Source organism: Pantoea sp. EKM103V, assembly GCF_011800365.1.
Classification (GTDB): domain Bacteria; phylum Pseudomonadota; class Gammaproteobacteria; order Enterobacterales; family Enterobacteriaceae; genus Pantoea; species Pantoea anthophila.
The window spans coordinates 252,789-269,673 of record NZ_JAALFQ010000001.1 but is presented as its reverse complement, the minus strand read 5'-3'; the positions used below and the strand labels follow the sequence as shown (position 1 = coordinate 269,673).

The window sequence follows — 16,885 nt, the reverse complement described above, 5'->3', positions numbered from 1 at the left end:
CCATATAATTGGGGTGTCGCCAAGCGGTAAGGCACTGGTTTCTGATACCAGCATTCCGGGGTTCGAATCCCTGCACCCCAGCCATACAAAGACAATTTGAAAAACACCATTATTGGGGTGTCGCCAAGCGGTAAGGCACTGGTTTCTGATACCAGCATTCCGGGGTTCGAATCCCTGCACCCCAGCCAAATTGCACAACAGGCCCGCTTTTGCGGGCTTTGTTGTTTTTGTCGTCTGCCTTTCTGACGGCTGACCCACCCTGCGGCGAGCCAGACCGCCTGTCTGTTACAATCCCAGCGCGTAGCGCAGCACCTGCCGCTTCAGTACCCCGGAATGTTCGGCGGCGATCAGGCCGAGATTTCGTGCAAACCGCAGCGGAGCCAGCTGATTGCTGAAGGCGAAGTAGAAGAGATCCATCCCCCCCTGCATCAGCATGTTGTCGCGGCGGCGCTTGCGGTGATAACGCTGCAGCACCCGCTCAGAGGCCCACTCTTCCGCCGCATCGCGCGCGCTGACCAGCACATCAATCAACGCATCAATATCGCGATAGCCCAGATTGACGCCCTGCCCGGCCAGCGGATTGATGGTGTGCGCCGCATCGCCAACCAGCGCCAGCCCCGGCAGCACATACTGCGAAGCGTGACGGCGCACCAGCGGGAAACTGCCCGCCGCGTGGGCTTTAAAACGTCCCAGCCGCGCCGGGAAGTGACTGGCAATCTCTTTTTCCAGCTGGGCCATCGGCATCGCCTGAAGCTGACGGACTCTTGCCGGTGCGTCATACCAGACCAGCGAGGCCCGGTTGTCATACAGCGGCAAAAAGGCGCGTGGCCCCTGAGGAGTGAAGTGCTGCCAGGTGGCATCGCCTGCCGGATGTTCACAGGTCACGCTGATCAGTAAACAGGACTGCGCATAGCTCCAGCCATGAATCCCGATGCCGGCCATCTGCCGCACCTGCGAATTGGCCCCATCGGCGCCGATTACCAGCCGGGTATGCAGCGTCACGCCATCGCTCAGGTCGACGCGCCAGCCGCCGTTTTCCGGCTGCAGATTTTCCAGCGTGGCCGGGCAGTAGCAGGTCACATCCCGCGACTGCATCTCTTCCCACAACGCGCGCTGAAGAACGCTGTTCTCGACCATGAAGCCCAGCTCCGGCAATCCCAGCGAGGCGGCATCGAAACTCACCTGCGCCGTCTGCCACTCCCAGGTTTCCAGCCTGCGATAAGGGGCGCTTCGCATCGCTTCCACCCGCGGCCAGACGCTAAGCTGCTTCAGTAACGCCACCGAGGAGGAACCGATCGCTGAAATGCGCAGATCGGGATCGCTGTCGGCATCAAAGGGGGCGGGCTCGGCGCGTTCAATGACCGCCACGCGGAAACGCTGCTGCGTCAGTCCACAGGCCAGCGCAGCACCCACCATGCCTCCCCCGACAATCACCACATCAAACTGATTATCCTGCATTGCTTCTATCCTTCTCTTATTGCCGTCCGCCTGCGCAACACGGGTCTGAATACAGCAAAGTGTACCGGAAAACCGGATAGCTGACAGAAAAGCCCGCAGGCTGGTCACAACCGCATCAAAGCATTACAATACGCGCCCCGCACTTCACTGCACTGAATCAATGGCTAGCGCGATGACAAAAAAACTGCATATCAAAACCTGGGGATGTCAGATGAATGAGTATGATTCATCGAAGATGTCTGATCTGCTGAACAGTACGCACGGCTATACGCTGACCGAGGTCGCTGAAGAAGCGGATGTTCTGCTGCTTAACACCTGCTCTATCCGCGAAAAAGCGCAGGAGAAGGTTTTCCACCAGCTGGGGCGCTGGAGAAAGCTGAAAGAGCGTAACCCGGATGTGATCATTGGCGTGGGCGGCTGTGTGGCGTCACAGGAAGGAGATCATATTCGTCAGCGAGCGCCCTGCGTGGACATCGTATTTGGCCCGCAGACCCTGCACCGCCTGCCGGAAATGATCAACACCGTGCGCGGCAGTAAAAGCCCGGTGGTAGACATCAGCTTCCCGGAAATCGAAAAGTTTGACCGCCTGCCGGAACCCCGCGCAGAAGGTCCGACAGCCTTTGTCTCCATCATGGAAGGCTGCAACAAATATTGTACGTTCTGCGTGGTGCCTTACACCCGTGGTGAGGAAGTGAGCCGTCCGTGTGACGACATTCTGCTGGAGATTGCTCAGCTGGCGGCGCAGGGCGTGCGCGAAGTAAACCTGCTGGGTCAGAACGTCAACGCCTGGCGCGGTGCTTCCTTTGATGGCGACACCTGTACCTTCGCTGAGCTGCTGCGCCTGGTCGCCGCCATCGACGGTATTGACCGCATCCGCTTCACCACCAGCCACCCGATTGAGTTCACGGATGACATCATCGATGTCTACCGTGATACGCCGGAGCTGGTGAGCTTCCTCCATCTGCCGGTGCAGAGCGGCGCAGACCGCATTCTCACGCTGATGAAACGCGCTCACACGGCACTGGAATATAAAGCGATTATCCGCAAGCTGCGCGCGGCGCGTCCCGATATTGAGATCAGCTCTGACTTCATCATCGGTTTCCCGGGTGAAACCCAGCAGGATTTCGAGCAGACCATGAAGCTCATCGCCGACGTGAATTTCGATGTCAGCTTCAGCTTTGTCTACTCAGCCCGTCCCGGCACACCCGCCGCTGACCTGCCGGATGATGTCAGCGAGGAGGAGAAGAAGCAGCGTCTGTGGATCCTGCAGGATCGCATCAACCAGCAGGCGCAGGCGATCAGTCGCCGCATGCTGGGCACCGTGCAGCGTATTCTGGTTGAAGGCATCTCCCGCAAGAACGTCATGGAAGTCTCTGGCCGCACCGAAAATAACCGCGTGGTCAACTTTGAAGGCTCACCTGAGATGATCGGCCGGTTTGTGGATGTTGAAATTGTCGATGTCTACACCAACTCCCTGCGCGGCAGGCTGGTGCGCACCGAAGATGAGATGGGCCTGCGCATGGCACAGAGCCCGGCGTCTGTGATTGCCCGCACCCGCAAAGAGAATGACATCGGCGTGGGTCTCTTCCAGCCGTGATACCGGCTTTATTGTGCGGCAGCGCGCTTCGCGCTGCCGCCCGTTTCACATTGCGACACTTGCTTTCTGAAGCTGTTGCCCAAATATCTCTCCTTAAGCTTGCGCCCAGGCGTTACGGCATAAATAATTTCGTTATGGTGCATCCGGTTAAGCTCAACGGTGCGTCAGACACACCCCATAACTGGCCCTGAGTGACCCAAAGGATTCGTTTGAATATCGAAACTCGTGAAATCGCCCTTGAACCGGCTGATAACCGTCGTCTGATGAGCCTGTGCGGGCCGTTCGATGACAATGTGAAACAGCTTGAGCGCCGACTGGGTATTGAGATCAATCGTCGCGACAACGTCTTTAAGCTGGTTGGACGCCCGCTGTGCGTCAATGCCGCCGCCGATATCCTGAAAACGCTCTATGTGGATACGGCGCCCGTGCGCGGCGACATTCCGGATATCGAGCCGGACCAGATTCATCTCGCCATCAAAGAGAGCCGGGTGCTGGAGCAAACCGCCGACAGCGTGCCGGAGTACGGTAAAGCGGTCAACATCAAGACCAAACGTGGCGTTATCAAACCGCGCACGCCGAACCAGGCGCAGTACATCGCAAATGTCCTCGACCACGATATCACCTTTGGTATCGGCCCGGCCGGTACCGGTAAAACCTATCTGGCCGTGGCCGCCGCGGTGGACGCGCTGGAGCGTCAGGAGATCCGTCGCATCATGCTGACCCGTCCGGCGGTAGAAGCGGGTGAAAAACTGGGCTTCCTGCCCGGCGATCTGAGCCAGAAAGTCGACCCCTATCTGCGTCCGCTCTACGATGCGCTGTTTGAAATGCTCGGTTTCGAGCGGGTTGAAAAGCTGATGGAGCGCAACGTCATTGAAGTGGCCCCGCTGGCCTACATGCGTGGTCGTACCCTGAACGATGCGTTTATCATTCTTGATGAGAGCCAGAACACCACCATCGAACAGATGAAAATGTTCCTGACGCGTATCGGCTTCAACTCCAAAGCGGTCATTACTGGTGACGTGACCCAGATTGACCTGCCGCGCCACGTTAAGTCCGGCCTGCGTCACGCCATTGAGGTGCTCTCTGATGTGGAGGAGATTAGCTTCAACTTCTTCCACAGCGAGGATGTGGTTCGCCATCCTGTCGTGGCCCGCATTGTCACCGCCTATGAAGCCTGGGAAGCGGCCGATCAGACCCGGCGTGACCAGCAGGCTGAAGAGCGCAAACGTGAAGCACTGGCGGCGCAGAGCGCAACCCAGGAGAGCAAATGAGCGAGGTGATTCTCGACCTGCAGGTCGCCTGTGAAAACAGCGCAGGGTTGCCGGATGAAAGCCAGTTTCATCGCTGGCTCTCGGCGGCGGTTGCCCCTTTTCAGCCCGACAGCGAAGTCACCGTCCGTCTGGTTGACGAAGCCGAAAGTCATGAGCTTAATCTGACTTATCGCGGTAAAGACAAGCCGACTAACGTGCTCTCCTTCCCGTTTGAAGCCCCGCCGGGTATTGAGCTGCCGCTGCTGGGCGATCTCATTATCTGCCGTCAGGTGGTTGAGCAGGAAGCGGCTGAACAGGGTAAAAGCGTGGAGGCGCACTGGGCCCACATGGTCGTGCACGGCACGCTGCATCTGCTGGGATATGACCATATTGATGACGATGAAGCCGATGAAATGGAAGGGCTGGAGACCGAGATAATGCTTGCTCTTGGGTATCCTGATCCGTACATTTCGGAGAAAGAAGACGCCTGAGTCCCGCATTCAGGCTATCCGGCTGTCAGTGCATGTGGCTGACAGCCCCCATTCCTCACCAGAGAGATCTTTAAAAACCGCCATGAGCGACGACCATTCTCAAAACAGCGATGCACCCAGTAGTAAAAAGGGATTTTTCTCCCTGTTAATCAACCAGCTTTTTCACGGCGAACCCAAAAACCGTGATGAGCTACTGGAGCTGATCCGCGACTCGAACAACAAAGAGCTGATTGACCAGGACACCCGCGACATGCTCGAAGGGGTTCTGGATATTGCGGAGCAGCGCGTGCGTGACATCATGATCCCGCGCTCGCAGATGATCACCCTGAAACGGAATCAGAGCCTTGAAGAGTGTCTGGATGTCATCATCGACTCCGCGCACTCCCGCTTCCCGGTGATCAGCGAAGATAAAGATCATGTGGAAGGTATCCTGATGGCGAAAGATTTACTGCCGTTTATGAGCAGCGAATCCGAACCTTTCAGCATTGAAAAAGTGCTGCGTCCTGCGGTGGTGGTGCCGGAAAGTAAGCGTGTGGATCGGATGCTGAAAGAGTTTCGCTCCCAGCGTTACCACATGGCGATCGTGATTGATGAGTTTGGCGGCGTCTCCGGCCTGGTGACCATTGAAGATATCCTGGAACTGATCGTCGGTGAGATTGAAGATGAGTATGACGACGAAGAAGATCGTGATATCCGTCAGCTCAACCGCCACACCTTCACGGTGCGCGCGCTGACCGCCATTGAAGATTTCAATGAGGTGTTTGGCACGCAGTTCAGTGATGATGAAGTCGACACCATCGGGGGCCTGGTGATGCAGGGCTTCGGCCATCTGCCTGCACGTGGTGAAAGCATCGAGATTGAAGGTTACCAGTTCAAGGTGGCGATGGCGGACAGCCGACGCATCATCCAGGTTCATGTGACTATTCCGGAAAACGCACCACAACCTCAACTGGAAGACGAATAAGTCTATGGCTTTCGCCTCACTTTACCCGCGTCAGCGGGTTCGCCTGCTGCTGGCTTTAATAACGGGTGCGTCTGGCACCCTCGCCTTCTCCCCCTACGATTTCTGGCCCGCCGCACTGCTGTCACTGTGCGGTTTACAGCTGCTGACCCTTAACCGTTCCACTCCGCAGGCCAGCGCCATCGGCTTTGTCTGGGGGCTGGGCCTGTTTGGCAGCGGCGTCAACTGGGTTTACGTCAGCATCGCCACCTTTGGCGGTATGCCCGGCCCGGTAAACGTGTTTATTGTGGCGCTGCTCGCCGCCTATCTGGCGCTCTATCCAGCCCTGTTTGCCGGTGTGCTGAACCGCCTGTGGCCTCGCACTTCACTGTGGCGGCTGGTGCTGGCCGCCCCGGCGCTGTGGCAGATCACCGAGTTTCTGCGCGGCTGGGTGCTGACCGGCTTTCCGTGGCTGCAGTTTGGTTACAGCCAGATCGACGGACCGCTGAAGGGTCTGGCACCGCTGGCGGGCGTTGAAACCCTGACCTTCCTGCTCATGGTTATCGCCGGGCTGCTGGCTTATGCCCTGCAGCAGCGCAATGTCAGAAGTCTGATCGCCGCGCTGCTGCTGCTGGCGCTGCCGTGGCCGTTGCGCTACCTCCAGTGGGTTGAGCCGATGCCCGAACGCACCGTCGAGGTGGCGCTGGTTCAGGGCAACATTCCGCAATCCATGAAGTGGGACCCGCAGCAGCTGCTTAACACGCTGCGCATTTACACCGGCCTCAGTCAGCCGCTGATGGGCAAAGCGCCGATCATTATCTGGCCGGAGTCAGCGATAACCGATCTGGAAAGCAACCAGCAGCCCTTCCTGCGTTCACTGGATGATGAGCTGCGTCAGCGCGGCAGTTCGCTGGTCACCGGTATTGTTGACTCCCGGCTGGAGCAGAACCGCTATCACGACTACAACACGGTCATCGTGCTGGGCGGCAAAGCGCCGTACAACTACTTCAGTGGCAACCGCTACCAGAAAAATCATCTGGTGCCGTTTGGTGAATTTGTGCCGCTGGCCGATCTGCTGCGTCCGCTGGCTCCGTTCTTCGATTTACCGATGTCCGCGTTCAGCCGGGGCAACTATCTCCAGCCGCAGCTCAGCGTGGCGGGATATCACCTTACCACGGCGATCTGTTATGAGATCGTGCTGGGTGAGCAGGTGCGGGCCAACTTCCATCCCGATACGAACTTCCTGCTGACCGTTTCTAATGATGCCTGGTTTGGTCACTCGATCGGCCCGTGGCAGCATTTCCAGATGGCGCGGATGCGGGCGCTGGAACTGGGTCGTCCGCTGTTGCGCAGCACTAACAATGGCGTCACGGCCGTGGTGGATGCGAAAGGCGATGTGGCGTCAATTCTGCCGCAGTTCACCCGCGATGTCCTGACCAGCAAAGTCACCCCGACCCAGGGGGAAACGCCCTACGCGAAGGCGGGCGTCTGGCCGGTGTGGTCTCTGACGCTGCTGGCTGCGGTGATTGCCCTGCTGCGTCGCCGTCGATAACCGCCTGGATGCCGCAAGGCCAGCGGTGAGATTCAGCCAGCGCAGGGAACACGGTCAGGCAAAAACCGCCCTCTCTGACACCCCCGACCCGCGTCGTCCATGGCGCGGGTCACTTTCCGCTTCAGCCCCTGTTCCCTGTGCTTTCATCTGACGCTTTACTGCCAGATTCATCCGGCTTCGGGTGTGTCAGCATTCTGAGGCTTCGTTTTTTATTTTTTTATCCCCGATATAACTCACTCTCCTGACCGCATACTCTGCTGCCTTTATCGCTCTGAACCGCTTTCTGGCACGATGATTGCTAATTATTTCAGTGTTTTTCACAAACAGGCTGATTGCAGGCGCTGACAGCGAGCCGGTTGCACCAAAACCATCCGCACCGCTGCACCGTTACCGCGCAGCGCGGGATATTTGCCTTTTTTTGGTGCGTATCACCTCGCAAAACAGAAACTTTTTTGTTTCATTGCGTTAACAATCCGCTATGTTAGTGACTCTTCTGCGCTCGTTTTCAGCGCAGAAAGAGCCCGGACGCAGCAAAAAACAGACACAACATCATAATCAGCGCAGGTTATAGCCTGTGCCTTTTTCATACGAAGGAGTTGGAACATGCAACTACGCAAAGTGGCATTATCTCTTCTGCTGATCAGCGCAGCGGCGGGAGCGGCCCAGGCGGAAGATCTCAGCGGCACCCTGAAAAAGATCAATGACAATGGCGTTATTGTGGTCGGGCATCGCGAATCATCAGTTCCCTTTTCTTATTATGACAACCAGCAAAAAGTGGTGGGCTATTCACAGGCCTATTCCAACGCCATCGTGGACGCCATCAAAGCAAAACTGAACAAGCCGGATCTGCAGGTCAAGATGATCCCTATCACCTCTCAGAACCGTATTCCGCTGTTGCAGAACGGCACCTACGATTATGAGTGTGGCTCGACCACCAATAACCTTGAGCGCCAGAAACAGGCAGCCTTCTCTGACACCATTTTTGTCATCGGCACCCGTCTGCTGGTGAAGAAAGGTGGCCCAATCAAAGATTTCGCTGACCTGAAAGGCAAAACCGTCGTTGTGACCTCCGGCACCACCTCTGAAGTGCTGCTGCATAAACTCAATGACGAGCAGAAAATGGATATGCGCATCATCAGCGCAAAAGATCACGGCGACTCTTTCCGCACCCTGGAAACCGGTCGTGCCGTGGCCTTTATGATGGATGACGCGCTGCTGGCTGGCGAACGCGCAAAAGCGAAAAAACCGGACAACTGGGAAATCATAGGCACGCCGCAGTCCAAAGAGGCCTATGGCTGCATGCTGCGTAAAGATGATCCACAGTTCAAAGCCCTGGTGGATGAAACCATCGCTAAAGCCCAGACCTCCGGTCAGGCTGAAAAATGGTTCGACACCTGGTTTAAACAGCCGATTCCGCCTAAGAACCTGAACATGAACTTTGAACTGTCTGAAGACATGAAAGCACTGTTCAAGGCGCCGAACGATAAAGCACTGAATTAACAACAAAATACCCAATGGATTTCAGGTTGCATTACGGTGGCCAGAGAGTGAATCCCGATGCGCTTACGCAGGTAAGTGATTCGCGTGAATCAACGCAGCCAGCAACATTGCAGCCTGAAAGACGGCGGGTATAACAAGGGCGGCCCGGCTGCCCTCTCGATTGCTGAAACCGCGGCATGGACAGACAGACTGACACGGGTCGTTCCCCTGCGTCAGAAGATAAAACGCCGTTCATCAATCTTCAGGGTAGCTTCGCTACCCTTTTTTTCCGGAGCTCGTTATGGGTATCGATTGGAACTGGGGCATCTTTCTCGAACAGGCCCCGTTCGGTAACACGACCTACCTTGGCTGGCTGTGGTCCGGTTTTCAGGTGACGATTGCCGTCTCCTGCTGCGCCTGGATTATTGCCTTCTTCGTGGGTTCATTTTTCGGCATTCTGCGCACCGTGCCTAATCGCCTGCTGGCCACCATTGGCACCTGCTATGTCGAACTGTTTCGTAACATCCCGCTGATCGTCCAGTTCTTCTTCTGGTATCTGGTCGCGCCTGAACTGGTGGGCGAGAAGCTCGGCATGTGGTTCAAGTCGGAGCTGGATCCCAACATTCAGTTTTTCCTCTCCTCCATGATCTGTCTTGGCCTCTTTACCGCGGCCCGCGTCTGCGAGCAGGTCCGTGCTGCCATTCAGTCACTGCCGACCGGGCAGAAGAATGCAGGTCTGGCGATGGGATTAACCCTGCCGCAGACCTACCGCTATGTGCTCCTGCCGAATGCGTATCGCGTGATTGTCCCGCCGATGACGTCGGAAATGCTGAACCTGGTTAAGAACTCAGCTATCGCCTCCACCATTGGTCTGGTCGATATGGCCGCACAGGCGGGCAAACTGCTCGACTATTCGGCCCACGCCTATGAGTCCTTTACCGCCATTACGCTCGCCTACGTCGCGATTAACCTGGTGATTATGTTGTTGATGAGTCTGGTCGAGCGCAAGGTCCGGCTGCCAGGCAATGCGGGAGGCAAGTAATGTACGAGTTTGACTGGAGTTCCATTGCTCCCAGCCTGCCCTATCTGCTCAATGGCCTGGTGATTACGTTTAAAATCACCCTGACCGCCGTGGTCTTCGGGATTCTGTGGGGCACGCTGCTGGCGGTAATGCGTCTGTCGAGCTTTAAGCCGATCAGCTGGTTCGCCAAAATTTATGTCAACCTGTTCCGCTCCGTGCCGCTGGTGATGGTGCTGCTCTGGTTCTATCTGGTGGTGCCGAGTTTTCTGCAGCAGGTGCTGGGCCTGTCGCCCAAAACCGATATCCGGCTGATTTCAGCCATGGTCGCTTTCTCGCTGTTTGAAGCGGCTTACTACTCTGAAATTATTCGCGCCGGCATCATCAGTATCTCACGCGGCCAGGGTAACGCCGCGCTGGCGCTCGGCATGACGCCGTGGCAGTCGATGAGACTGATCATCCTGCCGCAGGCGTTTCGCGCCATGGTTCCGCTGTTACTGACCCAGGGTATCGTGCTGTTCCAGGATACCTCACTGGTCTATGTCTTAAGCCTGGCGGACTTCTTCCGCACCGCGTCCACCATTGGTGAGCGCGACGGGACCCAGGTGGAGATGGTTCTGTTTGCCGGTCTGGTCTACTTCGTGATCAGCCTGAGTGCATCGCTGTTGGTCAGCTATCTGAAAAGAAAAAGGACGGTTTAAATGATTAGCCTGAAAAATGTTTCTAAGTGGTATGGTCACTTTCAGGTGCTGACCGACTGCTCAACCGAGGTCAAAACCGGTGAAGTGGTGGTGGTGTGCGGGCCGTCCGGCTCCGGTAAATCGACGCTGATCAAAACGGTTAACGGACTTGAGCCGATCCAGCAGGGTGTGATTGCGGTGAATGGCACCGAGGTGAACAACAAAAAAACCAACCTGGCGCAGCTTCGCAGTCAGGTTGGCATGGTGTTTCAGCACTTCGAACTCTTCCCTCACCTGAGCATTATCAACAATCTGGTGCTGGCGCAGGTGAAAGTGCTGAAGCGCGACAAAGCGGCCGCGCGGGAGAAGGGGCTAAAACTGCTGAAGCGAGTGGGTCTGGCCGCGCATGCTGAGAAGTTTCCCGGTCAGCTTTCCGGGGGCCAGCAGCAGCGCGTGGCGATTGCGCGGGCACTCTGCATGGACCCCATCGCGATGCTGTTTGATGAGCCGACCTCCGCACTGGACCCGGAAATGATCAATGAGGTGCTGGATGTCATGGTCGAACTGGCCCAGGAGGGGATGACAATGATGGTGGTAACCCATGAGATGGGCTTTGCCCGCAAGGTAGCCAATCGCGTCATCTTTATGGATGAAGGGAAAATTATCGAAGACACCAATAAAGATGACTTCTTTAATAATCCGCAGTCTGACCGCGCCAAAGATTTCCTCGCCAAAATCCTGCACTAACCCCGGCCATTATGCGGGTCACCACCGGTGGCCCGCCTCACGCATGCGATGACGCTATCAGGGTTCAAAAGGCTGACGCTGAAACTGATCGTGGCCGCACTCCGGACAACGTGACAGCGTTTCAGGCGTGTAGATTGCCCGGGTAAACTGGCACTTTTCACACACCAGATTCCCCAGCCCCACCACTTCCCCGCTCTGATAGACCCCATGATGATGCAGATCCTGGAAGACCTCGCGCCACTCCAGCTGACTCTTATCGGTAATATCTGCCAGCTCTTTCCAGACGCTCTCACGGATAATGCGCATAAAGAGCGAGTCCGCGACCGGTTCTTCGACGTCGCTATAGCTGCGCGCAAACTCTTCCAGATCGCGTCGGACCGCGCGCAGTACCTGATCAATCTCCTCTTCCGTCATATCGTTGCGCGCCAGCAGCTGGCTTCGCCGTCCGTCAATCAGCGCATCCGGGTTACGATCGCCCTGACGCAGACGGTCGGTCAGTACGGCTAACGACTCGCGATATTCCTGAGCCACTTTATTCATTTTGTTCTCCTTTTATGCAGACTCTCGCTGAATTAAGTTTAGTCGCAATGTTGCTTTTGCCGTGTCGTCTGTACAGGGAATTACAAAAGGGTGAAGGTTCTGACGCTTTCGGCAGAAATCGCGCCAGCAAAAGTGGGAAGTGTTGTTGATATGCGGCCTTATGGGTATGCTATGCGGATCTTAAAGCCAGAAAAATGTTATTCACAAAGGACCACAGGCAGCCATGCAAGAGCAATACCGCCCGGAAGAGATTGAATCCCGTGTGCAGCAACACTGGGATGAAAACGAAACGTTTAAAGTGACTGAGCAGGAAGGTAAAGAGAAATATTACTGCCTTTCAATGTTGCCCTATCCTTCTGGGCGCCTGCACATGGGCCACGTTCGTAACTACACCATCGGCGACGTAATCGCGCGTTATCAGCGTATGCTCGGCAAAAACGTACTCCAGCCGATTGGCTGGGATGCTTTCGGCCTGCCTGCAGAAGGCGCGGCGGTGAAGAACAACACCGCGCCGGCCCCGTGGACCTACGACAACATCGCCTACATGAAGAACCAGCTTAAACTGCTGGGCTTTGGCTATGACTGGAGCCGTGAACTGGCGACCTGCCAGCCTGAGTACTACCGCTGGGAACAGTGGTTCTTCACCAAACTGTATGAAAAAGGCCTGGTCTACAAAAAAACCTCGGCGGTGAACTGGTGCCCGAACGATCAGACCGTACTGGCTAACGAGCAGGTGATCGACGGCTGCTGCTGGCGCTGTGACACCAGAGTTGAGCGCAAAGAGATCCCGCAGTGGTTCATTAAAATCACCGATTATGCGGAAGAGCTGCTGAACGACCTGGATACGCTGGACGAGTGGCCTGAGCAGGTCAAAACCATGCAGCGTAACTGGATTGGTCGCTCAGAAGGCGTTGAAATCACCTTCGACGTGGCTGACAGCGAAGAGAAAGTCACTGTCTACACCACCCGCCCGGATACCTTTATCGGCGCCACCTATGTGGCCGTGGCTGCAGGCCATCCGCTGGCGACCCAGGCGTCGGTGAACAATCCGGCGCTGGCCGACTTTATCGCTGAATGCCGCAACACCAAAGTGGCTGAAGCCGATATGGCGACCATGGAGAAGAAAGGCATGGCGACCGGCCTCTCGGTTGTCCACCCGCTGACCGGCGAACACCTGCCTGTCTGGGTCGCTAACTTCGTTCTGATGGAATATGGCACGGGTGCCGTGATGGCGGTTCCGGCGCACGACCAGCGCGACTGGGAGTTTGCCACTAAATATGACCTGCCCATTAAGCCGGTTGTCCTTAACCTGGATGGCAGCATTCCTGACGTCAGCGCGGCGGCGATGACCGACAAAGGCGCCCTGTTCAACTCTGGCGAATTTAACAGTCTGGATCATGCGGCCGGTTTTAACGCCATCGCAGATACCCTGGCGGCCAAAGGCGTGGGCGTGCGTAAAGTGAACTACCGTCTGCGCGACTGGGGCGTTTCCCGTCAGCGCTACTGGGGTGCGCCTATCCCGATGGTCACGCTGGAAGATGGCACCGTAATGCCTGCACCAGAAGATCAGCTGCCGGTGATCCTGCCGGAAGATGTGGTGATGGATGGCATTACCAGCCCGATCAAAGCGGATCCGGAGTGGGCAAAAACCACGGTAAACGGCCAGCCTGCGCTGCGCGAAACCGATACCTTTGACACCTTCATGGAGTCCTCCTGGTACTACGCACGTTACACCTGTGCCGACTACAAAGAGGGTATGCTGGACCCGGCTGCAGCGAACTACTGGCTGCCGGTCGATCAGTATGTCGGCGGTATCGAGCACGCCATCATGCACCTGATGTATTTCCGCTTCTTCCACAAGCTGCTGCGTGATGCGGGCCTGGTGAACTCCAGCGAGCCGGCCAAACGCCTGCTGTGCCAGGGTATGGTGCTGGCTGATGCCTTCTACTACCTCGGCGACAACGGCGAACGCAACTGGGTTTCACCGGTTGACGTTGAGGTTGAGCGTGACGAGAAAGGCCGCATCGTGAAGGCCGTGGATAAGCAGGGTCGCGAGGTGATCTACGCGGGCATGAGCAAAATGTCGAAGTCGAAAAACAACGGCATCGACCCACAGCTGATGGTTGAGCGTTACGGCGCGGATACCGTGCGTCTGTTTATGATGTTTGCCTCACCGGCGGATATGACGCTGGAGTGGCAGGAGTCTGGCGTTGAAGGCGCAAACCGCTTCCTGAAGCGTGTCTGGAAACTGGTCTACGAGCACACCCAGCTGGGTGCGACCGTGGCACTGGACGTGGAGAGCCTGAACGATGAGCAGAAATCGCTGCGTCGCGACCTGCACAAAACCATCGCCAAAGTAGCCGATGATATTGGCCGCCGTCAGACCTTCAACACCGCTATCGCGGCGATTATGGAGCTGATGAATAAACTGGCCCGCGCGCCGCAGGAAAGCGAGCAGGATCGCGCCCTGATGCAGGAAGCGCTGCTGGCGGTCGTTCGTCTGCTCTATCCGTTTACCCCGCACGCCAGCTACGTTCTGTGGCAGACGCTGGGTGGCGAAGGCTCCATTGATGAAGCGACCTGGCCGGTTGCGGATGAAGCCGCTATGGTTGAAGATTCACTGCTGGTTGTGGTGCAGGTCAACGGCAAAGTACGTGGCAAGATCACCGTCGCCGCCGATGCAACACAGGAACAGGTTCAGGCACGCGCTGCCCAGGAGCATCTGGTGGCGAAATACCTGGACGGTGTGACTATCCGTAAAGTCATTTATGTACCGGGCAAACTGCTTAACCTGGTCGTAGGTTAAGTTCAGGAGGAACTGTGCGACATCCGATTATCAGGCTGTTTGTCATGCTGGCGGTGGTCATCACCGCTGGCTGTGGTTTTCATCCGCGTGGCACCACACAGGTGCCCAGCGAACTGAAAACCCTGATTGTTTCAACCGGCGATCCTTATGGACCCCTTGCGCGTACTGTGCGTCAGCAGCTGCGTATCAACGATGTCACTATTGTTGAAGACACTAAACAGAACCGCACCGATATTCCGACGCTGCGTCTGGGTCCTGAGGTGTCGGGACGTAACACCGCCTCGGTCTTTATCAGCGGCACCTCTGCTGAGTATCAGCTGGTCATGACGCTAACGGCGCAGGTCCTGTTGCCGGGCAAAGGCATCTACCCAATCAGCACCACGGTCTATCGCTCATTCTTCGATAACCCGAACGCGGCGCTGGCAAAAGATGCCGAGCAGGATCTGATTACACAGGAGATGCGTCAGCGTGCGGCCGAACAGCTGATACGTAAGCTGCTGACCGTGCATGCCGCACAGATCAACAACAAAGAGACCTTACCGGCGTCCGTGATTCCGGTGCCGGGCCAGGTTTCAAAGGAAGCGCCCACTTCCTCTGCCACCAGTCTGCAATGATCAGGATTTATCCTGAGCAACTCAGCGCGCAGCTCCGTGAGGGGCTGCGCGCCTGTTATTTATTAACCGGAAACGAACCGCTGCTGTTGCAGGAGAGTGCCGACGCCATTCGCGCCGCCGCAACCGCGCAGGGATTCCAGGAACATTTCAGTTTTACGCTGGATGCGCAGACCGACTGGGAAAGCCTGTTTGTCAGCTGCCAGTCACTGAGTCTGTTTGCCCAGCGTCAGACCCTCACGCTGCAATTCCCCGACAATGGCCCTAACGCCGCAATGGCCGAGCAGCTGGTTAAGCTGTCGCAGTTGCTGCACGCCGATATCCTGCTGGTCTGCCGGATGGCAAAGCTGACCCGTGCGCAGGAAAACAGCGCCTGGTTTAAAGCGCTGTCCGCCTCTGCAGTCATGGTGCCCTGCCAGACGCCAGAGCAGGCGCAACTGCCCCGCTGGGTGGTAAATCGGGCCAGAGCGCTGAAGCTGTCGGTGGATGACGCCGCCGTGCAGCTGCTCTGTTACTGCTACGAAGGCAATCTGCTGGCGCTTGCTCAGGCGCTGGAGCGGCTCTCACTGCAGTGGCCTGACGGCAAACTGACGCTGCCGCGGGTGGAAGAGGCGGTCAGCGATGCAGCGCACTTCACCCCTTTCCACTGGGTGGATGCGTTACTGGCAGGCAAAAGCCGCCGCGCCCTGCATATCCTCCATCAGCTGGAGAAAGAGGAGAGCGAGGTGGTGATTCTGCTGCGCACGCTGCAGCGCGATATGCTGACGCTGCTGCATCTGCAACGTCATCAGGCACAACAGCCGTTGCGCACGCTGATGGATCAGCAGCGGATCTGGCAGAATCGCCGCGCGCTGTTCACCGAGGCGCTGCAGCGACTCGACGCTGCCCGTCTGCAACGCGCGATCCATCTGCTGAGTCAGATTGAGGTGACGCTGAAGCAGGATTATGGACAGCCGGTGTGGCCTCAGTTGCAGACCCTGACGCTGCTGCTCAGCAGCCGGGCTTTTCCGACGAGTTTTGCGCATGTCTGAGTTGCAGGCGCTGTTTGGCGGCACGTTCGATCCGATTCATTTCGGCCATCTGCGCCCGGTCGAAGCGCTGGCGCAGCAGACCGGTCTGCAGCGCGTGACGCTGCTGCCCAATAATGTCCCTCCCCATCGCCCGCAGCCGGAAGCCAGTGCGGCCCAGCGGGTCGACATGCTGCGCTGTGCTATCGCCGGTTTGCCGCTGTTTGATATTGATACCCGTGAGCTGGCGCGCGATACGCCCTCCTGGACCGTGACGACCCTGGAGGCCTGGCGCGCCGAACGCGGTGCCGCCCAGCCGCTGGGATTTATCATTGGTCAGGACTCCTTACTGAGCTTAGCCAGCTGGCATCGCTGGCAGGATCTGCTGTCACTCTGTCATCTGCTGGTGTGCCAGCGGCCGGGCTACGCCACGCGCTTTGAGGCGCCAGAGATGCAGCAGTGGCTCAATGAACACCTCGCCGGCGATATCCGGCAGCTGCATCAGCAGCCTGCGGGCCATATCTGGCTGGCAGACACGCCGCTGTATAACATTTCGGCAACCGAAATCCGCCGCCGCCGCCATCAGAACCAGCCCTGCGACGACCTGTTGCCCCAGGCGGTGATCGACTATATCGACCGCGAAGGCTTATATCGCGACTGATCCGGGCATGCTATACTGCGCCGCTTAATTTTCTGGCTGCACTTTCCG

At 57.2% G+C, this 16,885-nt stretch carries 15 protein-coding genes and 2 tRNA genes; 15 read left to right on the top strand and 2 right to left on the bottom strand.

What is annotated here, in order from left to right:
- The first annotated feature begins 9 nt into the window (after positions 1 to 9).
- Both HFD97_RS01375 and HFD97_RS01370 read left to right on the top strand, forming a co-directional pair.
- Positions 10 to 84, top strand: a tRNA-Gln gene (locus HFD97_RS01375).
- A gap of 29 nt (positions 85 to 113) precedes the next feature.
- Positions 114 to 188, top strand: a tRNA-Gln gene (locus tag HFD97_RS01370).
- Positions 189 to 285: 97 nt separating this feature from the next.
- On the opposite strand, the gene ubiF is transcribed toward HFD97_RS01370, so the two are convergent.
- The gene (gene ubiF / locus HFD97_RS01365) at positions 286 to 1,458 is read right to left on the bottom strand and encodes a 3-demethoxyubiquinol 3-hydroxylase (RefSeq protein WP_046101415.1); all 1,173 of its coding nucleotides are present in this window, start codon (positions 1,456 to 1,458) and stop codon (positions 286 to 288) included.
- Between the two features lie 172 nt (positions 1,459 to 1,630).
- Here ubiF and miaB point away from each other — a divergent pair, with 172 nt between their 5' ends.
- From miaB to HFD97_RS01320, 9 genes are all read left to right on the top strand, one after another.
- Positions 1,631 to 3,055, top strand: a complete 1,425-nt coding sequence (miaB, locus tag HFD97_RS01360; protein WP_009091472.1) for a tRNA (N6-isopentenyl adenosine(37)-C2)-methylthiotransferase MiaB — start codon at positions 1,631 to 1,633, stop codon at positions 3,053 to 3,055.
- A gap of 209 nt (positions 3,056 to 3,264) precedes the next feature.
- Positions 3,265 to 4,326, top strand: coding sequence for a PhoH family protein (locus HFD97_RS01355; RefSeq protein ID WP_009091474.1), 1,062 nt, complete (start codon positions 3,265 to 3,267; stop codon positions 4,324 to 4,326).
- Positions 4,323 to 4,796: an rRNA maturation RNase YbeY gene (gene ybeY, locus HFD97_RS01350; RefSeq protein ID WP_058956316.1), complete on the top strand. Its 474-nt coding sequence runs from the start codon at positions 4,323 to 4,325 to the stop codon at positions 4,794 to 4,796. The genes HFD97_RS01355 and ybeY overlap by 4 nt, the downstream gene beginning before the upstream one ends.
- Before the next feature lie 82 nt (positions 4,797 to 4,878).
- Entirely contained in the window at positions 4,879 to 5,760 is an 882-nt protein-coding gene (gene corC, locus HFD97_RS01345) for a CNNM family magnesium/cobalt transport protein CorC (RefSeq protein ID WP_009091478.1), read from the top strand.
- A 4-nt stretch (positions 5,761 to 5,764) separates the two neighbouring features.
- Positions 5,765 to 7,288 (top strand): apolipoprotein N-acyltransferase, encoded by a 1,524-nt coding sequence (gene lnt, locus HFD97_RS01340; RefSeq protein WP_167431129.1) that lies wholly within the window; start codon positions 5,765 to 5,767, stop codon positions 7,286 to 7,288.
- 603 nt (positions 7,289 to 7,891) lie between these two features.
- The gene (locus HFD97_RS01335; protein WP_167431130.1) at positions 7,892 to 8,788 is read left to right on the top strand and encodes an amino acid ABC transporter substrate-binding protein; all 897 of its coding nucleotides are present in this window, start codon (positions 7,892 to 7,894) and stop codon (positions 8,786 to 8,788) included.
- 280 nt (positions 8,789 to 9,068) lie between these two features.
- Positions 9,069 to 9,809: an amino acid ABC transporter permease gene (locus HFD97_RS01330; RefSeq protein ID WP_009091484.1), complete on the top strand. Its 741-nt coding sequence runs from the start codon at positions 9,069 to 9,071 to the stop codon at positions 9,807 to 9,809.
- The gene (gene gltK / locus HFD97_RS01325) at positions 9,809 to 10,486 is read left to right on the top strand and encodes a glutamate/aspartate ABC transporter permease GltK (RefSeq protein ID WP_009091486.1); all 678 of its coding nucleotides are present in this window, start codon (positions 9,809 to 9,811) and stop codon (positions 10,484 to 10,486) included. The genes HFD97_RS01330 and gltK overlap by 1 nt, the downstream gene beginning before the upstream one ends.
- Positions 10,487 to 11,212, top strand: coding sequence for an amino acid ABC transporter ATP-binding protein (locus HFD97_RS01320; protein ID WP_009091487.1), 726 nt, complete (start codon positions 10,487 to 10,489; stop codon positions 11,210 to 11,212).
- 57 nt (positions 11,213 to 11,269) lie between these two features.
- On the opposite strand, the gene HFD97_RS01315 is transcribed toward HFD97_RS01320, so the two are convergent.
- Positions 11,270 to 11,752: a zinc ribbon-containing protein gene (locus HFD97_RS01315; protein ID WP_046101412.1), complete on the bottom strand. Its 483-nt coding sequence runs from the start codon at positions 11,750 to 11,752 to the stop codon at positions 11,270 to 11,272.
- A 223-nt stretch (positions 11,753 to 11,975) separates the two neighbouring features.
- On the opposite strand from HFD97_RS01315, the gene leuS reads away from it, so the two are divergent.
- Genes leuS through nadD form a run of 4 tightly spaced genes read left to right on the top strand, consistent with a single transcriptional unit; the run spans position 11,976 to position 16,837 of the window.
- Complete coding sequence (leuS, locus tag HFD97_RS01310) at positions 11,976 to 14,558, top strand: leucine--tRNA ligase (RefSeq protein WP_150029405.1); 2,583 nt, start codon at positions 11,976 to 11,978, stop codon at positions 14,556 to 14,558.
- A gap of 14 nt (positions 14,559 to 14,572) precedes the next feature.
- A complete protein-coding gene (gene lptE, locus HFD97_RS01305) occupies positions 14,573 to 15,172 on the top strand; it encodes an LPS assembly lipoprotein LptE (RefSeq protein ID WP_009091493.1) in 600 nt (199 codons plus the stop codon).
- On the top strand, positions 15,169 to 16,200 hold the full coding sequence (holA, locus tag HFD97_RS01300) for a DNA polymerase III subunit delta (RefSeq protein WP_009091495.1): 1,032 nt from the start codon (positions 15,169 to 15,171) through the stop codon (positions 16,198 to 16,200). The genes lptE and holA overlap by 4 nt, the downstream gene beginning before the upstream one ends.
- The gene (gene nadD, locus HFD97_RS01295; RefSeq protein WP_167431131.1) at positions 16,193 to 16,837 is read left to right on the top strand and encodes a nicotinate-nucleotide adenylyltransferase; all 645 of its coding nucleotides are present in this window, start codon (positions 16,193 to 16,195) and stop codon (positions 16,835 to 16,837) included. The genes holA and nadD overlap by 8 nt, the downstream gene beginning before the upstream one ends.
- The last annotated feature ends 48 nt before the right edge of the window (positions 16,838 to 16,885 follow it).